General features: G+C 61.8%; 17 protein-coding genes. 8 read left to right on the forward strand and 9 right to left on the reverse strand.

Translation table 11 applies throughout. From position 1 onward, the window contains the following. Nucleotides 1-100: 100 nt before the first annotated feature. Together AB5Y53_RS04835 and AB5Y53_RS04840 are read right to left on the reverse strand one after the other, a co-directional pair. A complete protein-coding gene (locus AB5Y53_RS04835; protein ID WP_010675179.1) occupies nt 101-1396 on the reverse strand; it encodes a DEAD/DEAH box helicase in 1296 nt (431 codons plus the stop codon). Between the two features lie 245 nt (nt 1397-1641). After that, on the reverse strand, nt 1642-2292 hold the full coding sequence (locus tag AB5Y53_RS04840; RefSeq protein WP_010675180.1) for a DedA family protein: 651 nt from the start codon (nt 2290-2292) through the stop codon (nt 1642-1644). A gap of 333 nt (nt 2293-2625) precedes the next feature. Here AB5Y53_RS04840 and AB5Y53_RS04845 point away from each other — a divergent pair, with 333 nt between their 5' ends. From AB5Y53_RS04845 to AB5Y53_RS04855, 3 genes are all read left to right on the forward strand, one after another. Continuing rightward, on the forward strand, nt 2626-3594 hold the full coding sequence (locus tag AB5Y53_RS04845) for a hypothetical protein (RefSeq protein ID WP_368181247.1): 969 nt from the start codon (nt 2626-2628) through the stop codon (nt 3592-3594). Between the two features lie 217 nt (nt 3595-3811). Continuing rightward, nucleotides 3812-4444 carry a topoisomerase DNA-binding C4 zinc finger domain-containing protein gene (locus AB5Y53_RS04850; protein ID WP_052816477.1) on the forward strand — a complete coding sequence of 211 codons (633 nt, stop codon included), beginning with the start codon at nt 3812-3814 and terminating at the stop codon, nt 4442-4444. A gap of 25 nt (nt 4445-4469) precedes the next feature. Beyond that, nucleotides 4470-5321 carry an NERD domain-containing protein gene (locus AB5Y53_RS04855; RefSeq protein WP_368181249.1) on the forward strand — a complete coding sequence of 284 codons (852 nt, stop codon included), beginning with the start codon at nt 4470-4472 and terminating at the stop codon, nt 5319-5321. A gap of 69 nt (nt 5322-5390) precedes the next feature. Here AB5Y53_RS04855 and AB5Y53_RS04860 read toward each other — a convergent pair whose 3' ends face one another. From AB5Y53_RS04860 to dapB, 6 genes are all read right to left on the reverse strand, one after another. Then, complete coding sequence (locus AB5Y53_RS04860) at nt 5391-6554, reverse strand: DUF1615 domain-containing protein (RefSeq protein WP_368181250.1); 1164 nt, start codon at nt 6552-6554, stop codon at nt 5391-5393. A 145-nt stretch (nt 6555-6699) separates the two neighbouring features. Continuing rightward, complete coding sequence (locus tag AB5Y53_RS04865) at nt 6700-7605, reverse strand: GGDEF domain-containing protein (protein ID WP_050485241.1); 906 nt, start codon at nt 7603-7605, stop codon at nt 6700-6702. A 244-nt stretch (nt 7606-7849) separates the two neighbouring features. Beyond that, nucleotides 7850-9508: a 2-isopropylmalate synthase gene (gene leuA, locus AB5Y53_RS04870; RefSeq protein ID WP_368181251.1), complete on the reverse strand. Its 1659-nt coding sequence runs from the start codon at nt 9506-9508 to the stop codon at nt 7850-7852. Between the two features lie 503 nt (nt 9509-10011). After that, on the reverse strand, nt 10012-13236 hold the full coding sequence (carB, locus tag AB5Y53_RS04875; RefSeq protein ID WP_010675188.1) for a carbamoyl-phosphate synthase large subunit: 3225 nt from the start codon (nt 13234-13236) through the stop codon (nt 10012-10014). Nucleotides 13237-13252: 16 nt separating this feature from the next. Beyond that, complete coding sequence (carA, locus tag AB5Y53_RS04880) at nt 13253-14389, reverse strand: glutamine-hydrolyzing carbamoyl-phosphate synthase small subunit (protein WP_010675189.1); 1137 nt, start codon at nt 14387-14389, stop codon at nt 13253-13255. A gap of 659 nt (nt 14390-15048) precedes the next feature. Further along, a complete protein-coding gene (gene dapB, locus AB5Y53_RS04885) occupies nt 15049-15861 on the reverse strand; it encodes a 4-hydroxy-tetrahydrodipicolinate reductase (RefSeq protein WP_010675190.1) in 813 nt (270 codons plus the stop codon). Between the two features lie 316 nt (nt 15862-16177). Here dapB and AB5Y53_RS04890 point away from each other — a divergent pair, with 316 nt between their 5' ends. The 4 genes from AB5Y53_RS04890 (at nt 16178) to serA (ending at nt 20518) form a co-directional block, all read left to right on the forward strand. Next, nucleotides 16178-17524 carry a Na+/H+ antiporter NhaC family protein gene (locus AB5Y53_RS04890; protein ID WP_201969293.1) on the forward strand — a complete coding sequence of 449 codons (1347 nt, stop codon included), beginning with the start codon at nt 16178-16180 and terminating at the stop codon, nt 17522-17524. Between the two features lie 104 nt (nt 17525-17628). Then, on the forward strand, nt 17629-18225 hold the full coding sequence (locus tag AB5Y53_RS04895; RefSeq protein ID WP_368181253.1) for a 5-formyltetrahydrofolate cyclo-ligase: 597 nt from the start codon (nt 17629-17631) through the stop codon (nt 18223-18225). 143 nt (nt 18226-18368) lie between these two features. Next, entirely contained in the window at nt 18369-19022 is a 654-nt protein-coding gene (rpiA, locus tag AB5Y53_RS04900; RefSeq protein ID WP_039040383.1) for a ribose-5-phosphate isomerase RpiA, read from the forward strand. 263 nt (nt 19023-19285) lie between these two features. Beyond that, nucleotides 19286-20518, forward strand: coding sequence for a phosphoglycerate dehydrogenase (serA, locus tag AB5Y53_RS04905; RefSeq protein ID WP_039040384.1), 1233 nt, complete (start codon nt 19286-19288; stop codon nt 20516-20518). 78 nt (nt 20519-20596) lie between these two features. Here the strand turns inward: serA and AB5Y53_RS04910 are convergent, their stop codons facing one another. Next, nucleotides 20597-20977, reverse strand: coding sequence for a diacylglycerol kinase (locus tag AB5Y53_RS04910; protein WP_039040385.1), 381 nt, complete (start codon nt 20975-20977; stop codon nt 20597-20599). A gap of 141 nt (nt 20978-21118) precedes the next feature. Between AB5Y53_RS04910 and AB5Y53_RS04915 the strand changes: the two genes are divergently transcribed. Beyond that, on the forward strand, nt 21119-22183 hold the full coding sequence (locus AB5Y53_RS04915) for a 3-deoxy-7-phosphoheptulonate synthase (RefSeq protein WP_010675196.1): 1065 nt from the start codon (nt 21119-21121) through the stop codon (nt 22181-22183). The last annotated feature ends 110 nt before the right edge of the window (nt 22184-22293 follow it).

Consider the following 22293-nt stretch of genomic DNA (forward strand, 5'->3'; position numbering starts at 1 on the left):
AACGGGGCGGCCAGGGGCCGCGTCATCGACAGCACAAAGGCGCCAGTGGCGCCTTTGGAGAGTAAACGCCCCTCCCCGACCGGGAGGGTGCGACGTTGCCTTATTTCGGCTGACGGGGCTTCTTGGCCGCCGCCAGACGCTTGAGGCGCTGACCTTGCAGTTTCGCCTCGGCCATGGCCTGGGCGGCGGCATTGTCTTCACGCTGCGGGCGCTTGCCGAAGCGGCGGCGCTCCTGCAACTGCTTGATGAGGTCGTCACGGCTGCTCACCTCGTAACCCGGCACCATGATGCGGCGGATCTTCTGGCCGATGAGGGCTTCGATCTCCAGCAGGGTGCGCTCCTCCTCGCGACTGACGAAGGAGATGGCCATGCCGCTCTTGCCAGCGCGACCGGTTCGGCCGATACGGTGCACGTAATCTTCCGCGAGGAACGGCAGATCATAGTTGACCACGTATTCCAGGCTCGGAATGTCCAGGCCGCGGGCGGCCACCTCGGTGGCTACCAGCACCCGCAGCTTGCCTTCGGTGAATTCACGCAAGGCACGGCGACGGCTCCCCTGGGCCTTGTCACCGTGCACCACGGCAGACTTGATGCCGTCGAGGTTGAGCTCCTCCACCAGTTCATCGCAGCTCTCGCGGGTGCTGGCAAACACCAGCACCTGCTGCCAGTTCTGCTTGCCGATAAGCTCGGAGAGCAGCTCGCGTTTGCGCTTCTGTTCCACCGGATAAACGGTGTGGCTCACGGTGTCGGCAGTGGAGTTCTGCTTGTCGACGGCCACCACCTGGGGTTTGTCCAGCATGAGGTTGGCCAGCTTTTTCACCGCCTCGGAGAAGGTGGCGGAGAACAGCAGGTTCTGGCGAGTCTTGTTGACCGCCTGCAGGATCTGCTGCACATCGGCGCTAAAGCCCATGTCGAGGATGCGATCCGCCTCGTCCAGCACCAGAGTCTCGACCCCGGAGAGGCTCAGGTTGCAGGCGGTGAGGTGCTCGAGCAGACGGCCAGGGGTGGCCACTATGATGTGTGCGCCCGCTTTGAGCTTCTTGGCCTGCACATCCTGTTTGCCGCCACCCACGATGGTGAGGGTAGTGATATCAAGATACTTGGCGAAATCGTTGATATTGCTCGCCACCTGGGCCGCCAGCTCGCGGGTCGGGGTCAGGATCAGCACGCGGGCATTGGAAGGCTGCACCGGCGCCGGGTTGTCTACCAGGCGTTGCAGGATGGGCAACGCAAAGGCGGCTGTCTTGCCGGTACCGGTCTGGGCACTGGCCAGCACATCGCGGCCACGGCGAATGGCCGGGATGGCCTGGCTCTGCACAGGGGTCATCTCCTGATAACCGCAATCTGAGATGGCGCGCAAAATCTCGGGGGCAAAATCGAACGATTCAAATCTCATGTTGGGTTCCTGTGTTCCAGCGGAGCTGTAGTTGGCGTGGGTGGCCTGGGCCGGCGTGTGGCCTGGCATCGGCGAGGCGTGGAGCCAAGGACGGCTGGGTCTGACATCAGATCAGAAGATGAGCCGGAAAATGGCGGGCGCGAAGTGTAACAGATAGGCGACAGGAATGCCGCCTCAAATGGCCTGTATTTTTCCGGGGGCTGCGCCCGCCAGACGCGGCAGCAGGCGCAGCCCGGGCAGTGAGATCAGCGCACCCGCTTGCTCGGACGCTTGAGCAGCCGCATGCCGATGGCCGCCACCGCGATGACGAACAACCCGAAAGAGGTGACGAGCAGGCACTTGGTCAGCAGCTCCTGATGATGGGCAAAGACCGGGGTCGCCATCACCATCTTGCCCACCATGCTCAATACCAGGGACCAGAGGAAGGCGCTGGCAAAACTCGCCACGGCCACCCGCAGCAGGTGCAGGCGGGAGACTCCCATCAACATGGGGGTCAACACTCTCACGAAGGGGATGAAACGGGACACGAACATGGCCCAGAAACCGTAACGATCCAGCAGTCGGGAGGCCCTGGGCAGGCTCCCTTCCGGGATCATTCGCTCCACATGGCCCATGAAACGGGTGCCATGCAGTGCCTGCCCCTGCCAGTAGGCGAGCACGCTCCCTATCCCGGCCGCGAGCGGCAGATAGAGCAAGGTCACCTCGGGCCCCAGCACCCCCATGCCCACCAGACCGCCCGCCAGCAGCACCAGGCTGTCACCGGGCAGGGGCAGAAAGACGAAGCTCGATTCAAGGAAGAGGATCACCACCAGACAGGTGACGAGCAGACCGATTGCCTGCATTTGTATAAGCTGATCAAAATCCTGATGCCATATGGCAAGCAGCATGTCCTGCATCTGGTGTGACTCCCATCAACGTAATGCGCATTCGTCATGATGACCCGAAGGCCCCGTCTGGTAATCCATCCCTGCTACCACCCCAATGTTCGTATGGGAGGCCTCTTATACACCCGGGGAACTGAACAATAAATTAATGTCTGTGATTTCTGCCCAGCGGCTCACCCTTCTCGCCCCCCCCCTGCCCCCGCCAAAGCAAGGGCAGCTTGGCCCATCAGGCCAATGCGCACGCCCCAAAACAGGACGGGCCTGCCCTTGCCAAGCTGCCAAGCCAGATGAAACCCGTTACAGTGTGAACATGCCCCGATGGACGGGGTACTCATGGAGCCAGGTATGGCAAGACAGCTCTCTTCTCACACACTTTCCTTGCTGGCGGTTATTGCCGGCGTCTCTGCCGGTCTTGTGACAAAGGCCCGTGCCAGCGACGAGAGCCTGGTTCAACAGCGCGCCAACGCCGTCGTCTCCCTGATGAGCTACGCCGTGGTGCCGGATATCACCGCCAGCAATCTGAATATCGGCAGCGGCACCAACGACACCTCCGCCCTCACCATCACCCAGCTCGGGGGTGGCGCCACCCTGAGCAAGGATGTTCCCCTCTATCTGGAGGGCACCCTGGGCTACAGCCGCTACGATCCCCAGTTCGTGTTCACCGATGGCAACGAGACCCGCACCATTCCCACCAAATGGAACAGCCTGAGCGCCACCGGCGGCATCGGCTGGGATGTCGGCGTCCACCGGGATCGCTTTGGTGGCAATCTGGTGCTGCGGCCCATCGCCAATGTCACCCTGGGCACGGTGGCCAGCGACCTTCGCATCGGGGCCTCCCTGCTCGAGCACCGGAGCGGCAAGAATCTGGACTTCCTCGACGGCGGCACCCTCAATGTCTACGGCCTCGGCGGCTCATTGATGCTGGACTATGAGCTCTTCTCCGCCGCCCAGGACATCGATGCCGAGCTGCGCTACTCCTACCAGCATCTGCAAAGCTTCACCGGCACCGCCGAGAGCGTCAGCGGTCAGGCCGATGCGGAAAACCTCGGGCTTTACCTGCGCCGTCGCGCCCCCCTCTGGGACTGGACCCTGCTGGACAGGCCCCTTCGCTACGTGCTGGAAGGGGCCAGAACCGAATACCTGGGGCAGCAACGGGGGCTGCTCGGTTTCAACAGCCTCAACTCTCTGGGACTTGGCCTCGAACTCGACAGCAGCAAGTACGACATCTTCATCACCCGCACCCGGCTGGTGGCCCGCTATATGTTCAGCAACAGTACCAGCGGCTACTCCATCGGACTGGCGATGAGTTTCTAGCGCAGCAAGGCGACATGAACCGTCCCCATCATCAAATCTCTGACTGAACGCACATTTGACTCCATTACCGCTATGAGGTCCCACCTGTATCTCCTAGCATGGGGATACGGACGGTGGGTGAAGACGTAAAGCAGAACCACGCCGGGGATTGTGGTCAGGCTGACTGCCTACTGTTGAGCAGAGAACACATGACATTTCCAGGGACAGGGAGCTTGTTATGGCCAAATTTCTGAATACCAGCGCAACCAACTATTTCCTCGAAGAGCTGATAAAGGACGCCAAGGAGCGGTTAATCCTGATCAGCCCCTTTCTCAAACTCAATGACAGGATCAAGGAGCTGCTGACCGACAAGAACCGGCTCAAGATCGATGTGCGGATCGTCTATGGCAAGAGCGAACTCCAACCGGAAGAGATCAGCTGGCTCAAGGAGCTCACCTATATCCGCACCAGCTTTTGCAAAAATCTCCATGCCAAGTGCTACCTCAATGAGGAGATGTGCATTGTCACCAGCCTGAACCTCTACGAATTCAGCCAGGTGAACAACAACGAGATGGGGGTGTTGATCCGGCGGGCGGATGACAGTGAGCTGTACCGTGATGCCTACGATGAAGCCCAGCGCATTATTCGGGTGAGCGAGGAGGTGCGCATCACGTTGGAGCGCGTCGCAAGCGACAGTGACCCGCAGGACAACGTGGCCGCCCATGCAGGTACAGCACCGGTTTGTCCAAAATGCGGCACAACCATGGTACTGAGGACCAGCAAACGGGGAGATACCAAGGGTAACAGCTTCTGGGGCTGCCCCGAATACCCCAAGTGTCGCAGCATCATCCCCATCGAGACCCATCCCTGACCGGGATCTGTGAAGGCTAAATCACATGGATATCACTGCTGCCATAGCGCCGCTGCTGACTCAGCTCTGGTTTCTCCTGCCACTGCTGTTGATTGCCACCCTGCTCAAAACGGCCTGGTTCAAAGGGATGGTCGGGGAGTGGTTTATCAATCTCTGTATTCGGCTATTTCTCGACAAGCGGGAATATCGCCTGCTCAAGGACGTGACCCTGCCCACCCCCCAGGGCAGCACCCAGATCGATCACGTGATCGTCTCCCGCTTCGGGCTATTCGTGATTGAGACCAAGAACATGAAGGGCTGGATATTCGGCAACCCGACCCAGAAACGCTGGACCCAGCAGATCTATCGCCGCAAGCACAGCTTCCAGAACCCGCTGCATCAGAACCACCTGCACATGATGACCCTCAAATCCCTGCTGGGGCTCTCAGACAACCAGCTTCACTCCATCATCTTCTTTATCGGCGACTGCACCTTCAAGACCCCTATGCCGCAGAACGTTATGAACCGTGGGCTCATTCGCTACGTCAAGGGTAGAACCACGCCGGTATTGGCCGAGAGCGAGGTCGCTCACGTTGTCGACACCATTCAACAAGGGCGACTTGCCGCCAACTGGCAGACTCACAGACAGCATGTGGCACAGCTCAAGGCCCGCCACGGGGAAGCCCCCACCAAGCCTGTGCCAGCCAGCGTGCCGAGTGCTCACCACCCTGCACCGCCAACGGCCATTTATCCGGCGAACCTCCAGAGCCCCATGTGCCCCAGGTGTGGCAACCCCATGGTGCTGCGCACTGCCGGTCGAGGTGACAACAAGGGAAAACCGTTCTGGGGATGCCGTGAATTCCCTACATGCAGGGGGACCAGAGCGCTGATGAAGTAGATGGGAAGGCTGAACGACGGAGGCATAAAACAAAGGCGGCCAATTGGCCGCCTTTGTTACTTCTGCAAATCAGCGGATCGTCGCCATCTTCCGTACGCAGGCCTGCTCCCTGTCATCCACCCGCTTGGCAAACCAGGCGGTGGTGAGGTTGCGGGTGATCTTGGGGCTCTTTAGCTGGATGCCAGGCAAGATGGCGCGGGGTTGCCGTGTCCCGGCCTGTTTGTCGGCCAGGGCGAAGACCCTGTGGTAGAGATCGCTTTTGGCAAAGTCGCTGGTGTCCCCGAGCTTCAGGCTCTGGTGAATGGCCTGCTTGCTCATGTTGACGCGGCTGGCAATGCTGTGCACTGCGAGCTCGGTCTTGCCGGGCAAATCCGAGTCGTAGCGGATGAGATCCCCGTCCAGGGCCAGGGGCTTGCCACTCACCCGGCTTACCGCCGCCTGGAAGGCCGCATTGCGGCTCGCGTACCAGCCCGCATTGAAGTCGGCGAAGCGATAGAGGGTATCCGGGTAGTCGGCGGGATAGCCGAAGATGTGTTTGGTGCCAAACCAGATGCCGCCGCGACGAGTGAACACCTCATGGCGAATGGACTCCTTCACGGGATAGGGGTAGCCACGGGCGTTGGCTTCGGCAAAGGCGACGCTCACCTGCATGGGGCCGCCGGTGCGCACCGGGTTGAGGTTGCCAAAGAGCTGCTTGCCCATGGGGACGCTGCCTATCATGTCTTCGAAGATCTCGCTCATCTCCCGTTCGGTGCGAAGCTTGTCGATGCGCTCGGCATAGCTCTTGCCGGTGGGGGATTGGATGGAGAGGGCCGTGCGCACCATGAAGTCGGGGATGAGCAGCTTGCCGGCCCGGGCATTGATCTCCTTCCAGGCAATCTTGTTGAGGTTGGGCACCACGGGGTCCGCCTGATAGGTCGCCTCCTGCTCCGCCACCGCCAGCACGCTGCAGACGTTGTGATCGCTCACCGTCAGTCCCTGGGTGGTGAGCGCCGTCACCACGTCATTGGCCCAGCCTGGCTTGTCCACCACGTTGCGCGGCAGGAAACGCACGATGCGGCTCTTCATGTCGGCCGGTTTTTGCGGCTGCATCGCCTTAGGCGTGGGGCGCCCCGCCGGCGTCGCCGTGCTGGTCGGGGCGGGAGGCTCGCTGGCACAACCCGACAGCAGGGCAAGGGTAAGCAGTGACAGCCAGCGCCAATGGGCATCAAACAAGGAGTGAGAGGGGATCATGAAGGCTTCCTGAAGAGCGGGACCTGCCCCTCATCGCGAATGAGAGGGCTCGAATGCATGGAGGCGGACATTGTAGGGAACAAGTCTGACAAGATGAAGGCGGATGAACCTGCTGGCACGCTGGCTGCGGCATCCCCTGGCGTCATCACGCCAGCTCCACCCGGTTGCGTCCCAGATGCTTGGCCTGATAGAGGGCGAGATCGGTGCGCTGGAGCAGGGCATCCACTCCCTCCCCGCTCTGGCTGATACCCAGGGCAAGGCTCACGGTGAATCTTACCCCGTCACCTGAGACCAGCTCTTCGGTCGCGCACCTTATCTGCTCCGCCAGCGCACGGGCCTTGTCGCCCGTCATGCCGGGCAGCCAGATGGCAAACTCCTCTCCCCCAAGGCGTGCCACCACCCCATCCAATGGGCAGAGCTGGCGCAGCAGGGTGCTGAATTCACGCAGCACATTGTCGCCGATGGCGTGGCCATAGCGATCGTTGATCAGCTTGAAGTGATCGAGATCCAGCAGCAGGAGCGGCGTCCCCTCCTCTCCGTGCGCCTCCAGCACGGCGCGAAACGCGCGGCGATTGGAGAGCCCGGTCAGCTCGTCTGACATGGCGAGAGAGGAGAGCCGCATCTGGGTGCCATACATCTGCTGCACCATCAGCAGCACTCCCCAGGCCGAGGCCAGCATGCCGATCGTGCGCAGGCTGTCTTCCACCGTGGAGAGCCACCAGGGCTGGAAATAGGCCTCATCCATCAGATCGATGACGCCGGAAACGAGCCAGAGGGTCAGCCCGCCGGTGAGGGAGAGATAGGTTTTCAAGGTGATCTGGGCACACTGCACCACCCAGAACATGAACAGCAGGGTCAACACGTTGAGCGCTTCGGCCAGAGCCCCGACGGTATAGAGGTTGTGCTCCGCCAGGGGATCAAAACTGGCCCCGGCCAGGATCCCCGTCAGCAGCAGCAGACAGGGCAGGCTCACCAGCGCGAGACGACGGCAGGGAGGAAGCGAGAAGAACCGGGCGGGGTGAACGGATAACCTGAGGGGAGTCTTCATCATGTTTTGGGCTCCAAGCGCGCATGTCTTCTATCCCGAATGGCAGCCGTTGGCTGCCATCGCCAGCGAACCCCGACGGCATTCCTGGTGGCAAATCACTGATATTGTGGGCCGATTTTTCCATAAAAAACAATCCCCTCACCATATGGGTCAGGGGATTGTTGCAACAGGGACGGCGCGATCTGCCGTGACATCGGGGTGGGCGGCCCTTCCCTGCTCGTCCTCACGGCAGGCGGGCAGTGCCGCCTCAGGCGCTCTGGCGCAGGGCCTGATGCTGGGCGGCGCCGTTGATCACCGCCTGCAGGGAGGCGTTGACCACGTCGCGACCGACGGCGACGCCACACATCCGGGTGCCCTCGACGCTCAGCAGCACATAGGCGGCGGCGCGGGATTCGGTGCCGGCGGTGAGCGCATGCTCGGAGTAATCCAGCACATCGATGTGCATGCCGGTCTGACGCTGCCAGCCGTTGACCAGGGCCGTGATGGCACCCTCCCCTTCACCACACAATTGCAGGGTGCCGTGGGGGGTCTGCAACTCCAGGCGCAGGGTCTCCTGACTGTCATGACCGAGCTGGAAGCGCCCGATGCGATAGCCGTGGGCCGGCTCAAGATAGTGCTGCTCGAACAGGGTGCGGATCTGCTCCGGGCTGATTTCGCTGCTGCTCGCCTCAGCCTCGGCCTGCACCCGGCGGCTGAAGTCGATTTGCAGCCAGCGCGGCAGTTGCAGACCGAGGTCACGCTCCAGCAGATAGGTCACCCCTCCCTTGCCGGACTGGCTGTTGATGCGGATCACCGCCTCGTAGCTGCGACCGAGATCGGCAGGATCGATGGGCAGGTAAGCCACGTCCCAGTAGTGATCCGGTTTTTCTGCCGCGAGAGACTTGCGGATGGCGTCCTGGTGGCTGCCGGAAAACGCCGTGTAGACCAGCTCGCCGGCATAGGGGTGGCGAGGGTGCAGGGCAATCTGGGTGCAGGCCCCCACGGTGGCGACGATGGCATCCATGTCAGACAGGTCCAGCTCGGGGTCAATCCCCTGGCTGTAGAGGTTCATGGCCATGGTGACGATGTCCATGTTGCCGGTGCGCTCCCCGTTGCCGAGCAGGGTGCCCTCGATGCGATCCGCCCCCGCCAGCACCGCCAGCTCGGCGGCGGCCACCCCGCAGCCTCTGTCGTTGTGGGTGTGGATGGAGATGCTCACCTCGGGTCGCGCCTTGAGGTGTCGGCAGAACCACTCCACCTGATCCGCAAACACGTTGGGGGTGCTCACCTCCACCGTGGCGGGGAGGTTCAGGATCATGGGGCGGGCAGCGGCGCGCCACTCGTCGATGACGGCGTCACACACCTCGACGGCGAACTCCACCTCGGTGCTGCTGAAGCTCTCCGGAGAATACTGGAAACTCCACTCGGTGCCCGGATTGCGGGCCGCATACTCCCGCACCCAGCGCGCCCCCTGCACGGCGATGGCCTTGACCCCGTCCTTGCCTGAGTTGAACACATAGTTGCGCTGGGTCGGGTTGACCGAGTTGTAGACGTGAACGATGGCCCGCTTCGCCCCCTTGAGGGCCTCGAAGGTGCGGGCGATCAGATCTTCGCGCGCCTGCACCAGCACCTGGATGGTGACGTCATCGGGGATGAGGTTGCGCTCGATGAGTTCGCGCACAAAATCGAAGTCTGGCTGGGAGGCCGCCGGGAAGCCCACCTCGATGTGCTTGAAACCGATGTGGGTCATCAGCGCCCACATTTGCAGCTTCTGGGCCACCGTCATGGGCTCGACCAGCGCCTGGTTGCCATCGCGCAGGTCCACGGCGCACCAGAGCGGTGCCCGCTCCAGTACCCGGTTGGGCCACTGGCGATCCGCCAGGTTGATCACGGGGGCACGGCGGTATTTGCGATGATCGAAGCTCATATTCAGATTCCCTTGACGGATGGGCGAGGCGCCGGACGACCGGGCCGACAGGCGGGTGGGGCAAGGAGGGGAAGCGGGTTGGTGCGGTAACACCGTCCCTGACGAGTCGCGCGGCGGTAACCCCGCGACCGGTTTTCCTGCGGCCCCCGTCGGTCACCGGGGCCGGCCACGGCAGCCGGATCGGGCTGCGGGCGCTGATCCTCTCGCACGCCACCTTTTGGTGTGTCGGCGCAGACGACCTTGTTTGTATGAGCATCCAGTATAGGGAGGTCGTGGGGGCGAGAGATTGCGAAGATTGCACCCCATCATGCCAATTGAGCAATGTTGGTGCAGTGAATGTCCAATAATGGGGTGAGTCTCACCACCCCTGATGGATTATTCGCCATCTCACCCATCTTCCTTGAAGGCGTTTCCCCGGGAGTGGCAGGGCGCAGGCAATAAAAAACCCCGCCATCGCTGGCGGGGTTTGCGTGCATCGAGCGGGCAGCGTGTTGCCGGTGCTCTTAGCGGTTGTTCACCTTCTCGTGCAGCTCCTGCACCGAGTTCACATTGGCGGTGGCATCGACACTGATGGCCATGCAGGTGGCGAAGGCCGCGTGCAGCGTGGTGGTGTAAGCCACCTTGTGCTGCAGGGCGCCACGGCGCAGCTGCTTGGAGTCCTCGATGGCCTGACGACCCTCGGCGGTGTTGACGATGTAGGTGTACTCGCCATTCTTGATGCGATCCAGAATGTGCGGACGCCCCTCGTGCACCTTGTTGACCAGACGCGGGTTGATGCTCGCCTCGCCCAGAGTCACGGCGGTGCCGTGGGTGGCGTCGAGGTCATAACCCAGCTCCAGCAGCTTGGCGGCCAGGTTGACCACCCGCTCCTTGTCGCCGTGGCGAACGGACAAGAGGGCGCGACCTTCGCTCGGTACCTGGTGACCGGCACCCAGCTGCGCCTTGGCATAGGCCTCGGCGAAGCTGCTGCCCACCCCCATGACTTCACCGGTGGAGCGCATTTCCGGCCCCAGCAGCGGGTCCACACCCGGGAACTTGGCGAACGGCAGTACCACTTCCTTCACCGAGTAGTAGGGCGGGATGATCTCGGTGGTGAAGCCCTGTTCTTTCAGGCTCTGACCGGCCATGACGCGGGCGGCAATCTTGGCAAGCGGAGCGCCGGTGGCCTTGGAGACGAAGGGCACGGTACGGGCGGCACGGGGGTTCACCTCGATGAGGTAGATCTCGTTGTCTTTCACCGCGAACTGCACGTTCATCAGACCGACCACGCCGAGTTCCAGCGCCAGCTTGCGCACCTGCTCGCGCATCTCGTCCTGAATGGCCTTGGACAGGGTGTAGGGCGGCAGGGAGCAGGCGGAGTCACCGGAGTGGATACCGGCCTGTTCGATGTGCTCCATGATGCCGCCGATGACCACGTCAACGCCGTCGCAGATGGCGTCCACGTCCACCTCGGTGGCGTCGTCCAGGAAGCGGTCCAGCAGTACCGGCGACTCGTTGGAGACGCTCACTGCCTCGGCGAAGTAGCGGCGCAGGTCCTGCTCGTCATAGACGATTTCCATGGCGCGGCCACCCAGCACGTAGGAGGGGCGAACCACCAGCGGGTAGGTGATGCGCGTGGCCAGTTGCACGGCCTGCTCCAGGGCGGTGACGGTGCCGTTTTCCGGCTGCTTGAGCCCCAGGCGCTCGACGGCGGACTGGAAGCGCTCGCGATCTTCCGCGCGGTCGATGGCATCCGGGCTGGTCCCGATGACCGGCACACCGTTGGCTTCCAATGCTCGCGCCAGTTTCAGCGGAGTCTGGCCGCCGTACTGGACGATGACGCCCTTGGGCTGCTCGACCCGCACGATTTCCAGCACGTCTTCCAGGGTGACTGGCTCGAAGTAGAGACGGTCGGAAGTGTCGTAGTCGGTGGAGACGGTTTCCGGGTTGCAGTTGACCATGATGGTCTCGTAACCGTCTTCGCGCAGGGCCAGGGCCGCGTGTACGCAGCAGTAGTCGAACTCGATGCCCTGACCGATACGGTTCGGGCCGCCACCGATGACCATGATCTTGTCGCGGTTGGTGGGGTTGGCCTCGCACTCCTCGTCGTAGCTGGAGTACATGTAGGCGGTGTTGGTGGCGAACTCGGCCGCGCAGGTATCGACCCGCTTGTAGACCGGGAAGATGTTGTGGCGGGCACGCAATTTACGCACTTCACCTTCGGCCACGCCGAGGATCTTGGCCAGACGCGCGTCGGCAAAGCCCTTGCGCTTGAGGGCGCGCAGGAAGTCGGCGTCAAGACCGGCCATGCCGCGCTCTTTCACCTGCTCTTCCAGTTTCACCAGCTCTTCAATCTGCACCAGGAACCAGGGATCAATCTTGGTCAGCTTGAACACGCCGTCCATGGAGAGGCCGGCGCGGAAGGCGTCGGCGATGTAGAAGATGCGCTCGGCACCGGCATCCTGCAGCTCGTGACGGATGCGGGTCAGGGAGTCGGGGGCGTTCAGGTCAACCATGGGATCGAAGCCGGTCTTGCCGGTCTCGAGACCACGCAGGGCCTTGTGCAGGGACTCCTGGAAGTTGCGGCCGATGGCCATCACTTCACCCACGGACTTCATCTGGGTGGTCAGACGGTCGTTGGCGCCGGCGAACTTCTCGAAGTTGAAGCGCGGCACCTTGGTGACCACGTAGTCGATGGCCGGCTCGAAGGAGGCCGGGGTACGACCACCGGTGATGTCGTTCATCAGCTCGTCCAGGGTGTAACCGATGGCGAGCTTGGCGGCGATCTTGGCGATGGGGAAGCCGGTCGCCTTGGAGGCCAGCGCAGAGGAGCGCGACACCCGCGGGTTCATCTCGATGATGACCATCCGGCCGTCTTTGGGGTTGATGCCGAACTGGACGTTGGAGCCGCCGGTCTCGACACCGATCTCGCGCAGCACCGCCATGGAGGCGTTGCGCATGATCTGGTACTCCTTGTCGGTCAGCGTCTGGGCTGGCGCGACCGTGATGGAGTCACCGGTGTGGATGCCCATGGGGTCGAAGTTTTCGATGGCGCAGACGATGATGCAGTTGTCGTTGCGATCCCGCACCACTTCCATCTCGTACTCTTTCCAGCCGATGAGCGACTCGTCGATGAGCAGCTCCTTGGTCGGGGAGAGATCCAGACCGCGCTCGCAGATCTCCACGAACTCTTCGGTGTTGTAGGCGATGCCGCCGCCCGAGCCACCCATGGTAAAGGAGGGACGGATGATGCAGGGGAACCCTACCATCTGCTGCACACCCCAGGCCTCTTCCATGTTGTGGGCGATGCCGGCACGGGGGCACTCGAGACCGATGCTGCGCATGGCCTTGTCAAAGCGGGAGCGGTCCTCGGCCTTGTCGATGGCGTCGGCGGTGGCGCCGATCATCTCGACACCGAACTCCTTGAGCACGCCATGCTGCTCCAGCGCCAGGGCGCAGTTCAGCGCAGTCTGACCACCCATGGTGGGCAGGATGGCGTCCGGGCGCTCTTTCTTGATGATCTCGCGCACCACTTCCCAGGTGATGGGCTCGATGTAGGTGGCGTCGGCCATCTCCGGGTCGGTCATGATGGTGGCCGGGTTGGAGTTCACCAGGATGACGCGGTAGCCCTCTTCTTTCAGGGCCTTGCACGCCTGGGCGCCGGAGTAGTCGAATTCGCAGGCCTGACCGATGACGATGGGGCCGGCGCCGAGGATCAGGATGCTCTGTAGGTCGTTACGTTTTGGCATGGCTCTCTTTATCCTCTTAGGCGCGATACTGCTTGATCAATTCAATAAAGTGGTCGAACAGACCGGCACAATCGTGCGGGCCCGGGCTCGCTTCGGGGTGACCCTGGAAGCTGAAGGCCGGACGGTCGGTGCGATGGATGCCCTGGAGCGACCCATCGAACAGGGAGACGTGGGTGGCACGCAGGCACTCGGGCAGGGTCTGCTCGTCCACCGCAAAGCCGTGGTTCTGGGCGGTGATCATCACGGTGTTGTCGTCCAGACTCTTCACCGGGTGGTTGGCACCGTGGTGGCCGAACTTCATCTTGATGGTCTTGGCGCCGGAGGCCAGGCCCAGCAACTGGTGGCCCAGGCAGATACCGAACACCGGGGTGCTGGTATCAAGGAAAGCCTTGATAGCTTCGATGGCGTAGTCGCACGGCTCGGGGTCGCCGGGGCCGTTGGAGAGGAAGATGCCATCCGGGTTCATCGCCAGTACCTCGGCGGCCGGGGTCTTGGCCGGCACCACGGTCAGGCGGCAGCCACGGTCCACCAGCATGCGCAGGATGTTGCGCTTCACGCCGAAGTCATAGGCCACCACGTGGTATTTCAGCTCATCGGCCGCCGGGGTGACGTGACCCTTGCCGAGCTGCCAGCTGCCTTCAGTCCAGCTGTAGGATTCGCTCACGGTCACTTCCTTGGCCAGGTCCATCCCCTTCAAACCGGGGAAGGCGCGGGCCTGTTCGAGGGCATGGGCTTCATCGAGCTGCTTGCCGGCCAGGATGCAACCGGCCTGGGCGCCTTTTTCACGCAGGATGCGGGTCAGCTTGCGGGTGTCGATGTCGGCGATGCCAACGATGTTGTGAGACTTGAGGTAATCGGAGAGGGATTGCTGATTGCGGAAGTTGGAGGCCAGTATCGGAAGGTCCCGGATGATGAGGCCCTGAGCATGGACCTGACTGGACTCTTCATCTTCGCTGTTGGTGCCGGTGTTGCCTATATGGGGGTAAGTGAGGGTAACGATCTGACGGGAATAGGAGGGATCTGTGAGGATTTCCTGATAACCCGTCATCGACGTGTTGAAAACCACTTCACCAACGGAACATCCCTCGGCGCCTATCGACACGCCTTTGAACACAGTTCCATCTTCCAGCACTAGCAATGCAGTGTGATTCAAGACAACCTCCAGTTATTTAGCTTTAAATTCAGCAATTTACCTGGGTGTTGCGGGCTCGGTTCCGGTCTTTGACAGGACTCGAACCCGGCAGATTTCTGGCAAATTGGGCGCATTCTACTTAAAAACGATCTCATTTCAACGTCTTTTCTCGTTTGAAATGCATCTAAATTCAATAAACAAGCAACATTACCCATTATCTATGCACTCGATTGCTTTGCAACCCCCTCTTCAAAAAGAAAAGCCAAACACAGACCACAAAGCGGCACCCGATGCCGTGCAACGTACAAAAAACCAGATTTACCACTTAATAAACAGCAAGATAGAAAATTAAAAAATAAACAACACAACAGCAAAAACACCATTTGAAGCCAGAAAAGTGAACACCAATAATAGAAAACGTTTTTCTTTGATTGCATTTTTAGTCTATTTCACATCAGGGCAAAATGCCCCCCACAGGGGAATATTGAGACCCAAAGCCGTTACCCCTTGATGACATTTTTGTCGCAAGAGGGTGGCGGGCTTGTAAGAATGGCAGGATTTAGCGAGGTTCACTCAAAAAGTGATGATTAAGGCTTATTTCTACAAAAAAGTGACAAAAAACCCCGGCGGACCGGGGTTTGGCAACCAGTACGGGAGTCTGCACTCCTCCTGAAGACGGTTTATTTCAGACCGAGCACATCCTGCATGTCATAGAGACCGGCCCCTTGCTGGCCAAGCCACTTGCCCGCCCGCACTGCGCCGTTGGCGAAGGTCAGACGGCTGGAAGCCTTGTGGCTGATCTCGACCCGCTCACCGATGTCGGCGAACATGACGGTGTGCTCCCCCACCAGATCCCCGGCGCGGATGGTGGCAAAGCCGATGGTGTTGCGATCCCGCTCACCGGTGATCCCCTCACGGCCATAGACGGCGCACTCTTTGAGATCCCGGCCCAGGGTTTTCGCCACCACTTCTCCCATGGAGAGCGCGGTGCCGGACGGAGCATCCACCTTGTGTCTGTGGTGCCCCTCGATGATCTCGATGTCGGTGTACTCCCCCATCACCCTGGCCGCCTGCTCCAGCAGCTTGAACACCAGGTTGACCCCGACCGAGTAGTTGGAGGCGAAGACGATGCCGATCTGCTTGCCCGCCTCGTGCAGGGCCGCCTTGCCCGCCTCGTCAAAGCCGGTGGTGCCGATCACCATCTGCTTGCCATGCGCCAGTGCAAAGGCGAGGTTCGCCAGGGTCACCTCGGGGCGGGTGAAGTCGATGATGAGATCGAACTCGTCCTTCACCTTCTCCAGACTGTCGCTGATGATGACGCCAAGGCGCCCCAGGCCGTTGAGTTCACCCGCATCCAGACCGATCACGGCAGAGCCCGGTCGTTCCAGCGCCGCTCCCACCACCACGCCCTCGGCGTTGGCGATAGCCTCCAGCAGCACCTTGCCCATACGACCATTACAGCCCATCACGGCCACACGGATCGGATTGTCCATCTCCACCCTCTCATCTCTTTATTATGGAAAGAGACCGTTTTACCAGCCCGCGTCCCCTTTGAAAAGCCCGATCTGGCCCGCCAAACCACCCCGACATTTAAACGATAAATTCATTAAAAACAGAATAAATAACGGAATAACCAGACAAGTCAGAATCACGAAGCAAAAAGCCCTATCCATCTGGACGGCTATCTTGACCCGGGCGGACCGACTCACTACTGTTGGCCCCCCATGGTGGCAGGATGCCCGCCCTGTGCCCGCCCTGGAGGCGCCACAGGCAACGACAGGAGGTCATTGTTCAAGTTTCGAGGAACACATGATCCAGACCCAACCCCGTGCCAGAGCCCTGCTGCCCCTTCTGGTCTTTCTTGCCCTCTTCATCGGTACCGGTACCTGGCTGACCCTGCAAGGGGTCGAGTTCGCCTTCTACCAGCTCCCCGCCCCCGTTGCCGCCCTGCCTGCCGTCATGCTGGCCCTGCTGATGGGACGCGAGGGGTTCAACAAGAACCTCGAGACCTTCTTCAAGGGGGTGGGCGAGAGCAACATCATGGCCATGTGCCTCATCTATTTGCTGGCGGGCGCCTTCGCCACCGTGGCCAAGGCCACCGGCGGGGTGGATGCCACGGTCGCCCTCGGCCTCTCCCTCATTCCGGGCTGGTGCCTGCTGCCGGGGCTCTTCCTCATCTCTGCCTTCATTGCCACCGCCATGGGTACCTCCATGGGCACCATCGGCGCCGTGGCACCGGTGGCGCTGGGCGTCGCCCAGGCCGCCGGCATCGATCCGATGCTGATGGCGGGGACCATCCTCTCCGGCGCCATGTTCGGGGACAACCTCTCCATCATCTCCGACACCACCATCGCCGCCACCCGCAGCCAGGGCTGCGAGATGAAGGACAAGTTTCGCGAGAACATCAAGATTGCCGCCCCCGCCGCCGTGCTGGTGATCCTGCTGTATCTGGTGCTGGGCTCCACCGGTGAAGCGCCGGCCCCCACCGCCGGGGCGGACTTGCTCAAGGTCGCCCCCTATCTGCTGATCCTGGTGCTGGCCCTCTCTGGCATGAACGTCTTCATGGTACTGGGGCTCGGCATCCTGGCGGCCGGTGGCGTGGGGCTGCTTGGCAGCTACTCCCTCGGCCAGTTCAGCAAGGACATCTATCAGGGCTTTACCAGCATGCAGGAGATCTTCCTGCTCTCCATGCTCATCGGCGGTCTGGGTGCCCTGATGGAACGCCAGGGGGGGCTTGCATGGATAAGTGAGCGCATCGCCGCCCTGATTGCCCGCTTCACCCGCCACCACGATGGCGAGCAGAACGAAAAGGCGGCCGAGCTCGGCATCGCCGGCGTGGTGAGCCTCACCAACCTGTGCACCGCCAACAACACCGTGGCCATCATAGTCGCGAGCAAGGTGGCCAGGGATCTGGCGGACCATCACGGGGTCACCCCGCGCCGCGCCGCCTCCATGCTGGACATCTTCTCCTGCGTGGTACAGGGGCTCATCCCCTGGGGCGCCCAGGCGCTGCTGCTGGGTTCCATCTTCGCCCTCTCGCCGATCCTGGTCGTGAGCATGAGCTTCTACCCCATGGCGCTGGCCCTGGCCGCCATCGTGGCCGTTTTCCTCAAGCACCAGATGGGCGCAGTGGCTCCCGCCCCCCAACGCTCCTGATGCCCGACCTCAGGGGCCGCCCGGCTGGCGGCCCCGCCATCGGCTTTTCATCCCGTCGGCCCCTTGCTAAGGTAGCGCCAGCCCACCTTTGCCCAGGAGTCCCCATGCCGGATACCCAACCCGAACGCCAGAACCTGCGCCAGCTCATTCGCCAGCGCAGAAAAAGCCTGAGCCAGGCCGAGCAGCAGGCGGCGGCCCAACAGCTGGTCGAGCGCTTCCAGGAACACCCCGGCATCCTCGCGGCCAGGCGCATCGCCCTCTATCTGGCCAACGACGGGGAGCTCGATCCCCTGCCCGCCATCCACTGGCTGTGGGCCCGGCAAAAGGAGGTCTACCTGCCGGTGCTGCACCCCTTCACCCCGGGTCACCTGCTCTTCTTGCGCTACACCGCCACCACCCCCATGACCCGCAACCGCTACGGCATCGCCGAGCCCGAGCTCGACGTGCAGCAGGTGCTGCCTCACAGCATGCTGGACATCATCTGCACCCCGCTGGTGGCCTTCGATGAGGCTGGCAACCGCCTCGGCATGGGGGGCGGCTACTACGATCGCACCCTCGCCTGCTGGCACGAGCACCAGCTCGGCCCAAGACCCCTGGGGCTCGCCCACGATTGCCAGCAGGTGGATGTCGTCCCCCGGGAGCAGTGGGACGTGCCGCTCCCCCAGATCATCACCCCCAGCCGCAGCTGGCACTTTGCCTGATCAGGCGGGGGCGCCCCCTTCGGTTCAATAAACAGGCAAACGATTTACATCTTGGGGATTTTTGCGCCGGAACGTGAGCACCATGGTCGCTCTGGGGGGGATGCTTGGATATAATGCGCCCGCTTTTTCCATAAGGATCCATCATGACTCAAGATGAAATGAAGAAGGCGGCCGGTTGGGCTGCGCTCAAATACGTGGTACCCGGCACCATCGTCGGGGTGGGCACCGGCTCTACCGTCAATCACTTCATCGACGCACTGGCGACCATGAAAGACCAGATCAAGGGCGCGGTGTCAAGCTCCATCGCCTCCACCGAGCGCCTCAAGGGTCTCGGCATCCCGGTGTTTGACCTCAACGACATCGATGCCCTCTCCGTCTACGTGGATGGTGCCGACGAGATCAACGCCAGCCGCGACATGATCAAGGGGGGCGGCGCCGCCCTGACCCGCGAGAAGATCGTCGCCGCCGTGGCCGACCAGTTCATCTGCATCATCGACAATACCAAGACCGTCGACGTGCTGGGCACCTTCCCCCTGCCGGTGGAAGTGATCCCCATGGCCCGCGAATACGTGGCCCGCGAGATCCGCGCCCTTGGCGGCAACCCGGTGTGGCGTGAAGGGGTGGTGACCGACAACGGCAACATCATCCTGGACGTCAAGGGCATGGCCATCACCGATGCCAAGGCTCTGGAAACCCGCCTCAACAGCATCGTGGGCGTGGTCACCAACGGCCTGTTCGCCCACCGTGGCGCCGACGTTGTGCTGATCGGCACCCCCGAGGGTGTGATCACCAACTAAGGCCCGCTCCCCGGACCTCTCCTCCGGGCAAGCCCCGCCCGGGTCAGTCAATCTGACTGCCCCAAATGGACAACGGCGCCTCATGGCGCCGTTTCTGGTTATCCCTCAATGGCTTGTAGCAGCACATCTGCAACAATCGTTGATAACTTCAAAGAATTTGACTTTCGTCACAAATATTCCCTCTCCCAAACGTTTTTGCTACTTTACGGTTTTCTTCACACTGCAAGCCTGAACGCATTTTTCAAAACAATAGAGGGAACGTCATGACAGCCAAGTTTTCGCTGGACAAGGATAAGATCAAGGTACTGCTGCTGGAGGGAGTCCATCCCAACACGGTGGAGACCTTTCGGGCAGCCGGCTACACCAATGTGGAATATCTGAAGACGTCCCTGTCGGAAGAGGAGTTGATCGAGCGCATTCGTGACGTGCATTTCGTGGGCCTGCGTTCACGCACCCAGATCACCGAGAAGGTGCTGGATGCCGCCACCAAGCTGGTGGCCATCGGCTGCTTCTGCATCGGCACCAACCAGGTCTCCCTCGACGCCGCCCACGTGCGCGGCATCCCCGTCTTCAACGCCCCCTTCTCCAACACCCGCTCCGTGGCCGAACTGGTACTGGGGGAGATCCTGCTGCTGCTGCGCGGCATTCCCGAGAAGAACGCCAAGTGCCATCGCGGCGTCTGGGAGAAGCTGGCCAACCGCAGCGTCGAAGCCCGCGGCAAGAAGCTCGGCATCATCGGCTACGGCCACATCGGTACCCAGCTTGGCATCATCGCCGAGATGATCGGCATGAAGGTCTACTACTACGACATCGAGAACAAGCTCTCCCTTGGCAACGCCATCCAGGTGCCGAACCTGGTGGAGCTGCTCAACATGTCTGACGTCATCAGCCTGCACGTACCGGAAACCGCCTCCACCAAGGATCTCATCGGTGCAGAGCAACTGCGCATGATGAAACCGGGCGCCATCTTCATCAACGCCTCCCGCGGCACCGTGGTGGACATCGACGCCCTGGCCGACGTCATCAAGAGCGGCCACCTCTCCGGCGCCGCCATCGACGTCTTCCCGGTGGAGCCCAAGTCCAACGACGAGGAGTTCCTCACCCCGCTGCGCGGCCTGGACAACGTGATCCTGACCCCCCACATCGGCGGCTCCACCCAGGAAGCCCAGGAAAACATCGGTCTGGAAGTGGCCAACAAGCTGGTCAAATACTCCGACAACGGCTCCACCCTCTCCGCGGTCAACTTCCCGGAAGTCTCCCTGCCCGGCCACAAGGGCTCCAGCCGCCTGCTGCACATTCACCGCAACCAGCCCGGCGTGATGAACCAGATCAACCAGATCTTCGCCGACGAGGGGATCAACATCGCCGGTCAATACCTGCAGACCAGCAGCGAGATCGGTTACGTGGTCATCGACGTCGAAACCGAGCACAGCGAGAAGGCCCTGGCCCGTCTCAAAGAGATCAATGGGACCATCCGTGCCCGGATCCTGCACTGATAAGCCCTTATCTGCGCAGTAAAAAGCCCGTCGTGATGACGGGCTTTTTTATGTCAGGAGAAAGGTTGCTCTCGCAACCTACCACCAGCCCAGCAGGTTGCGGCCCACCAGGGCGCCCCACACCAGGGCATTGAGGGCCAGGGCGATGAAGACGGCGGCGGAGCCCAGATCCTTGGCGCGGCCCGAGAGTTCGTGATGCTCGGAGCCGATGCGATCCACCACCGCCTCCACGGCGGAGTTGAGTACCTCGACGATCACCACCAACCAGCTAATGCAGACGAGCAGCAGGATCTCGTTGAGGGAGTCACCTATCCAGAATGCCAGCGGCATCAGCAGCAGGATGAGCAGCAGCTCCTGACGGAAGGCGGCCTCGTTGATCCAGGCCGATTTGAGACCTTTCATGCTGTAACCGGTTGCGTTGATGATGCGGGTGATCCCGGTCGCGCCTGGCTTTGCCACGATAACTACCTCATTTGAAATGGCTTTTGGGTTCACATCCTATCAGAGCCGCCCAAGGTTTCCATCGGGTGACTTTTGCTTTATTTTATTCCCTTGCATTTTGGCATCCCGCCCACCTTATCCACTCGAGAATTGAGTCGTATGTCCATTCACACCGATGAATTGCGCACCCGTCGCCTGGAGGCCCTGATCACCCCCAGCGAGCTGGCGCACGCCTTCCCGTTAACCGACACCATCGCCCAGAACCTGCTGGATGCCCGCCGCCAAGTGGAAGCCATTCTGTCCGGTGAGGATCAGCGCCTGCTGGTCATCGTCGGCCCCTGCTCCATCCACGATCCCGCCGCCGCCCACGAATACGCTCTGCGTCTGAACACCCTGCGTGAAGAGTACAAAGAGAGCCTGTGCATCGTGATGCGCACCTACTTCGAAAAGCCGCGCACCATCGTCGGCTGGAAGGGGCTCATCAATGATCCGCGCCTGGACGGCAGTTTCGACGTCAATGAAGGGCTGAAACTGGCCCGCAAGCTGCTGGTGGACATCAACGAGACCGGCATGCCCACCGCCACCGAGTTCCTCGACATGGTGACCGGCCAGTACATCAGCGATCTCATCACCTGGGGTGCCATCGGGGCGCGCACCACCGAGTCCCAGGTTCACCGGGAGATGGCCTCCGCCCTCTCCTGCCCGGTGGGGTTCAAGAACGGCACCGACGGCAACACCCGCATCGCCATCGATGCGGTGCGCGCCGCCCGTCACAGCCACATCTTCTACTCCCCGGACAAGGACGGCAAGATGACCATCTACCGCACCGCCGGCAACCCCTACGGCCACGTGATCCTGCGCGGCGGCCACCGTCCCAACTACGACACCGCCAGCATCGACGAGGCGTGCGAGGCGCTGGCCCAGGTGGGCCTGCCGGAGCGCCTGGTGGTGGACTTCAGCCACGGCAACAGCATGAAGGATCACCGCCGCCAACTGCTGGTGGCCCAGGACATCTGCGATCAGCTGCGCCGTGGCCGCACCGGCATCGCCGGCATCATGGCCGAGAGCTTCCTGGTGGAAGGGCGTCAGGACGTGGAGAACGGCTGTGCCGCCACCTTCGGCCAGAGCATCACCGATGCCTGTCTGTCGTGGAGTGACACCGAAACCCTGCTGGCCATGCTGGCAGAAGCCGCTCAGGTGCGGCTGGACAAGCAGAAAGCCTGAACAACCGCTCAACGCTCTCTCTACCAATTCAAAGAGCCAGGCATCACGGATGCATGGCTCTTTTCATTTCCACAGTGATTCACTCGCCCCCTTGGCTTCACTCAGCCTCT

Origin of the sequence: Aeromonas sp. R7-5 (assembly GCF_040908015.1) — a bacterium.
Taxonomy (GTDB): domain Bacteria; phylum Pseudomonadota; class Gammaproteobacteria; order Enterobacterales; family Aeromonadaceae; genus Aeromonas; species Aeromonas caviae.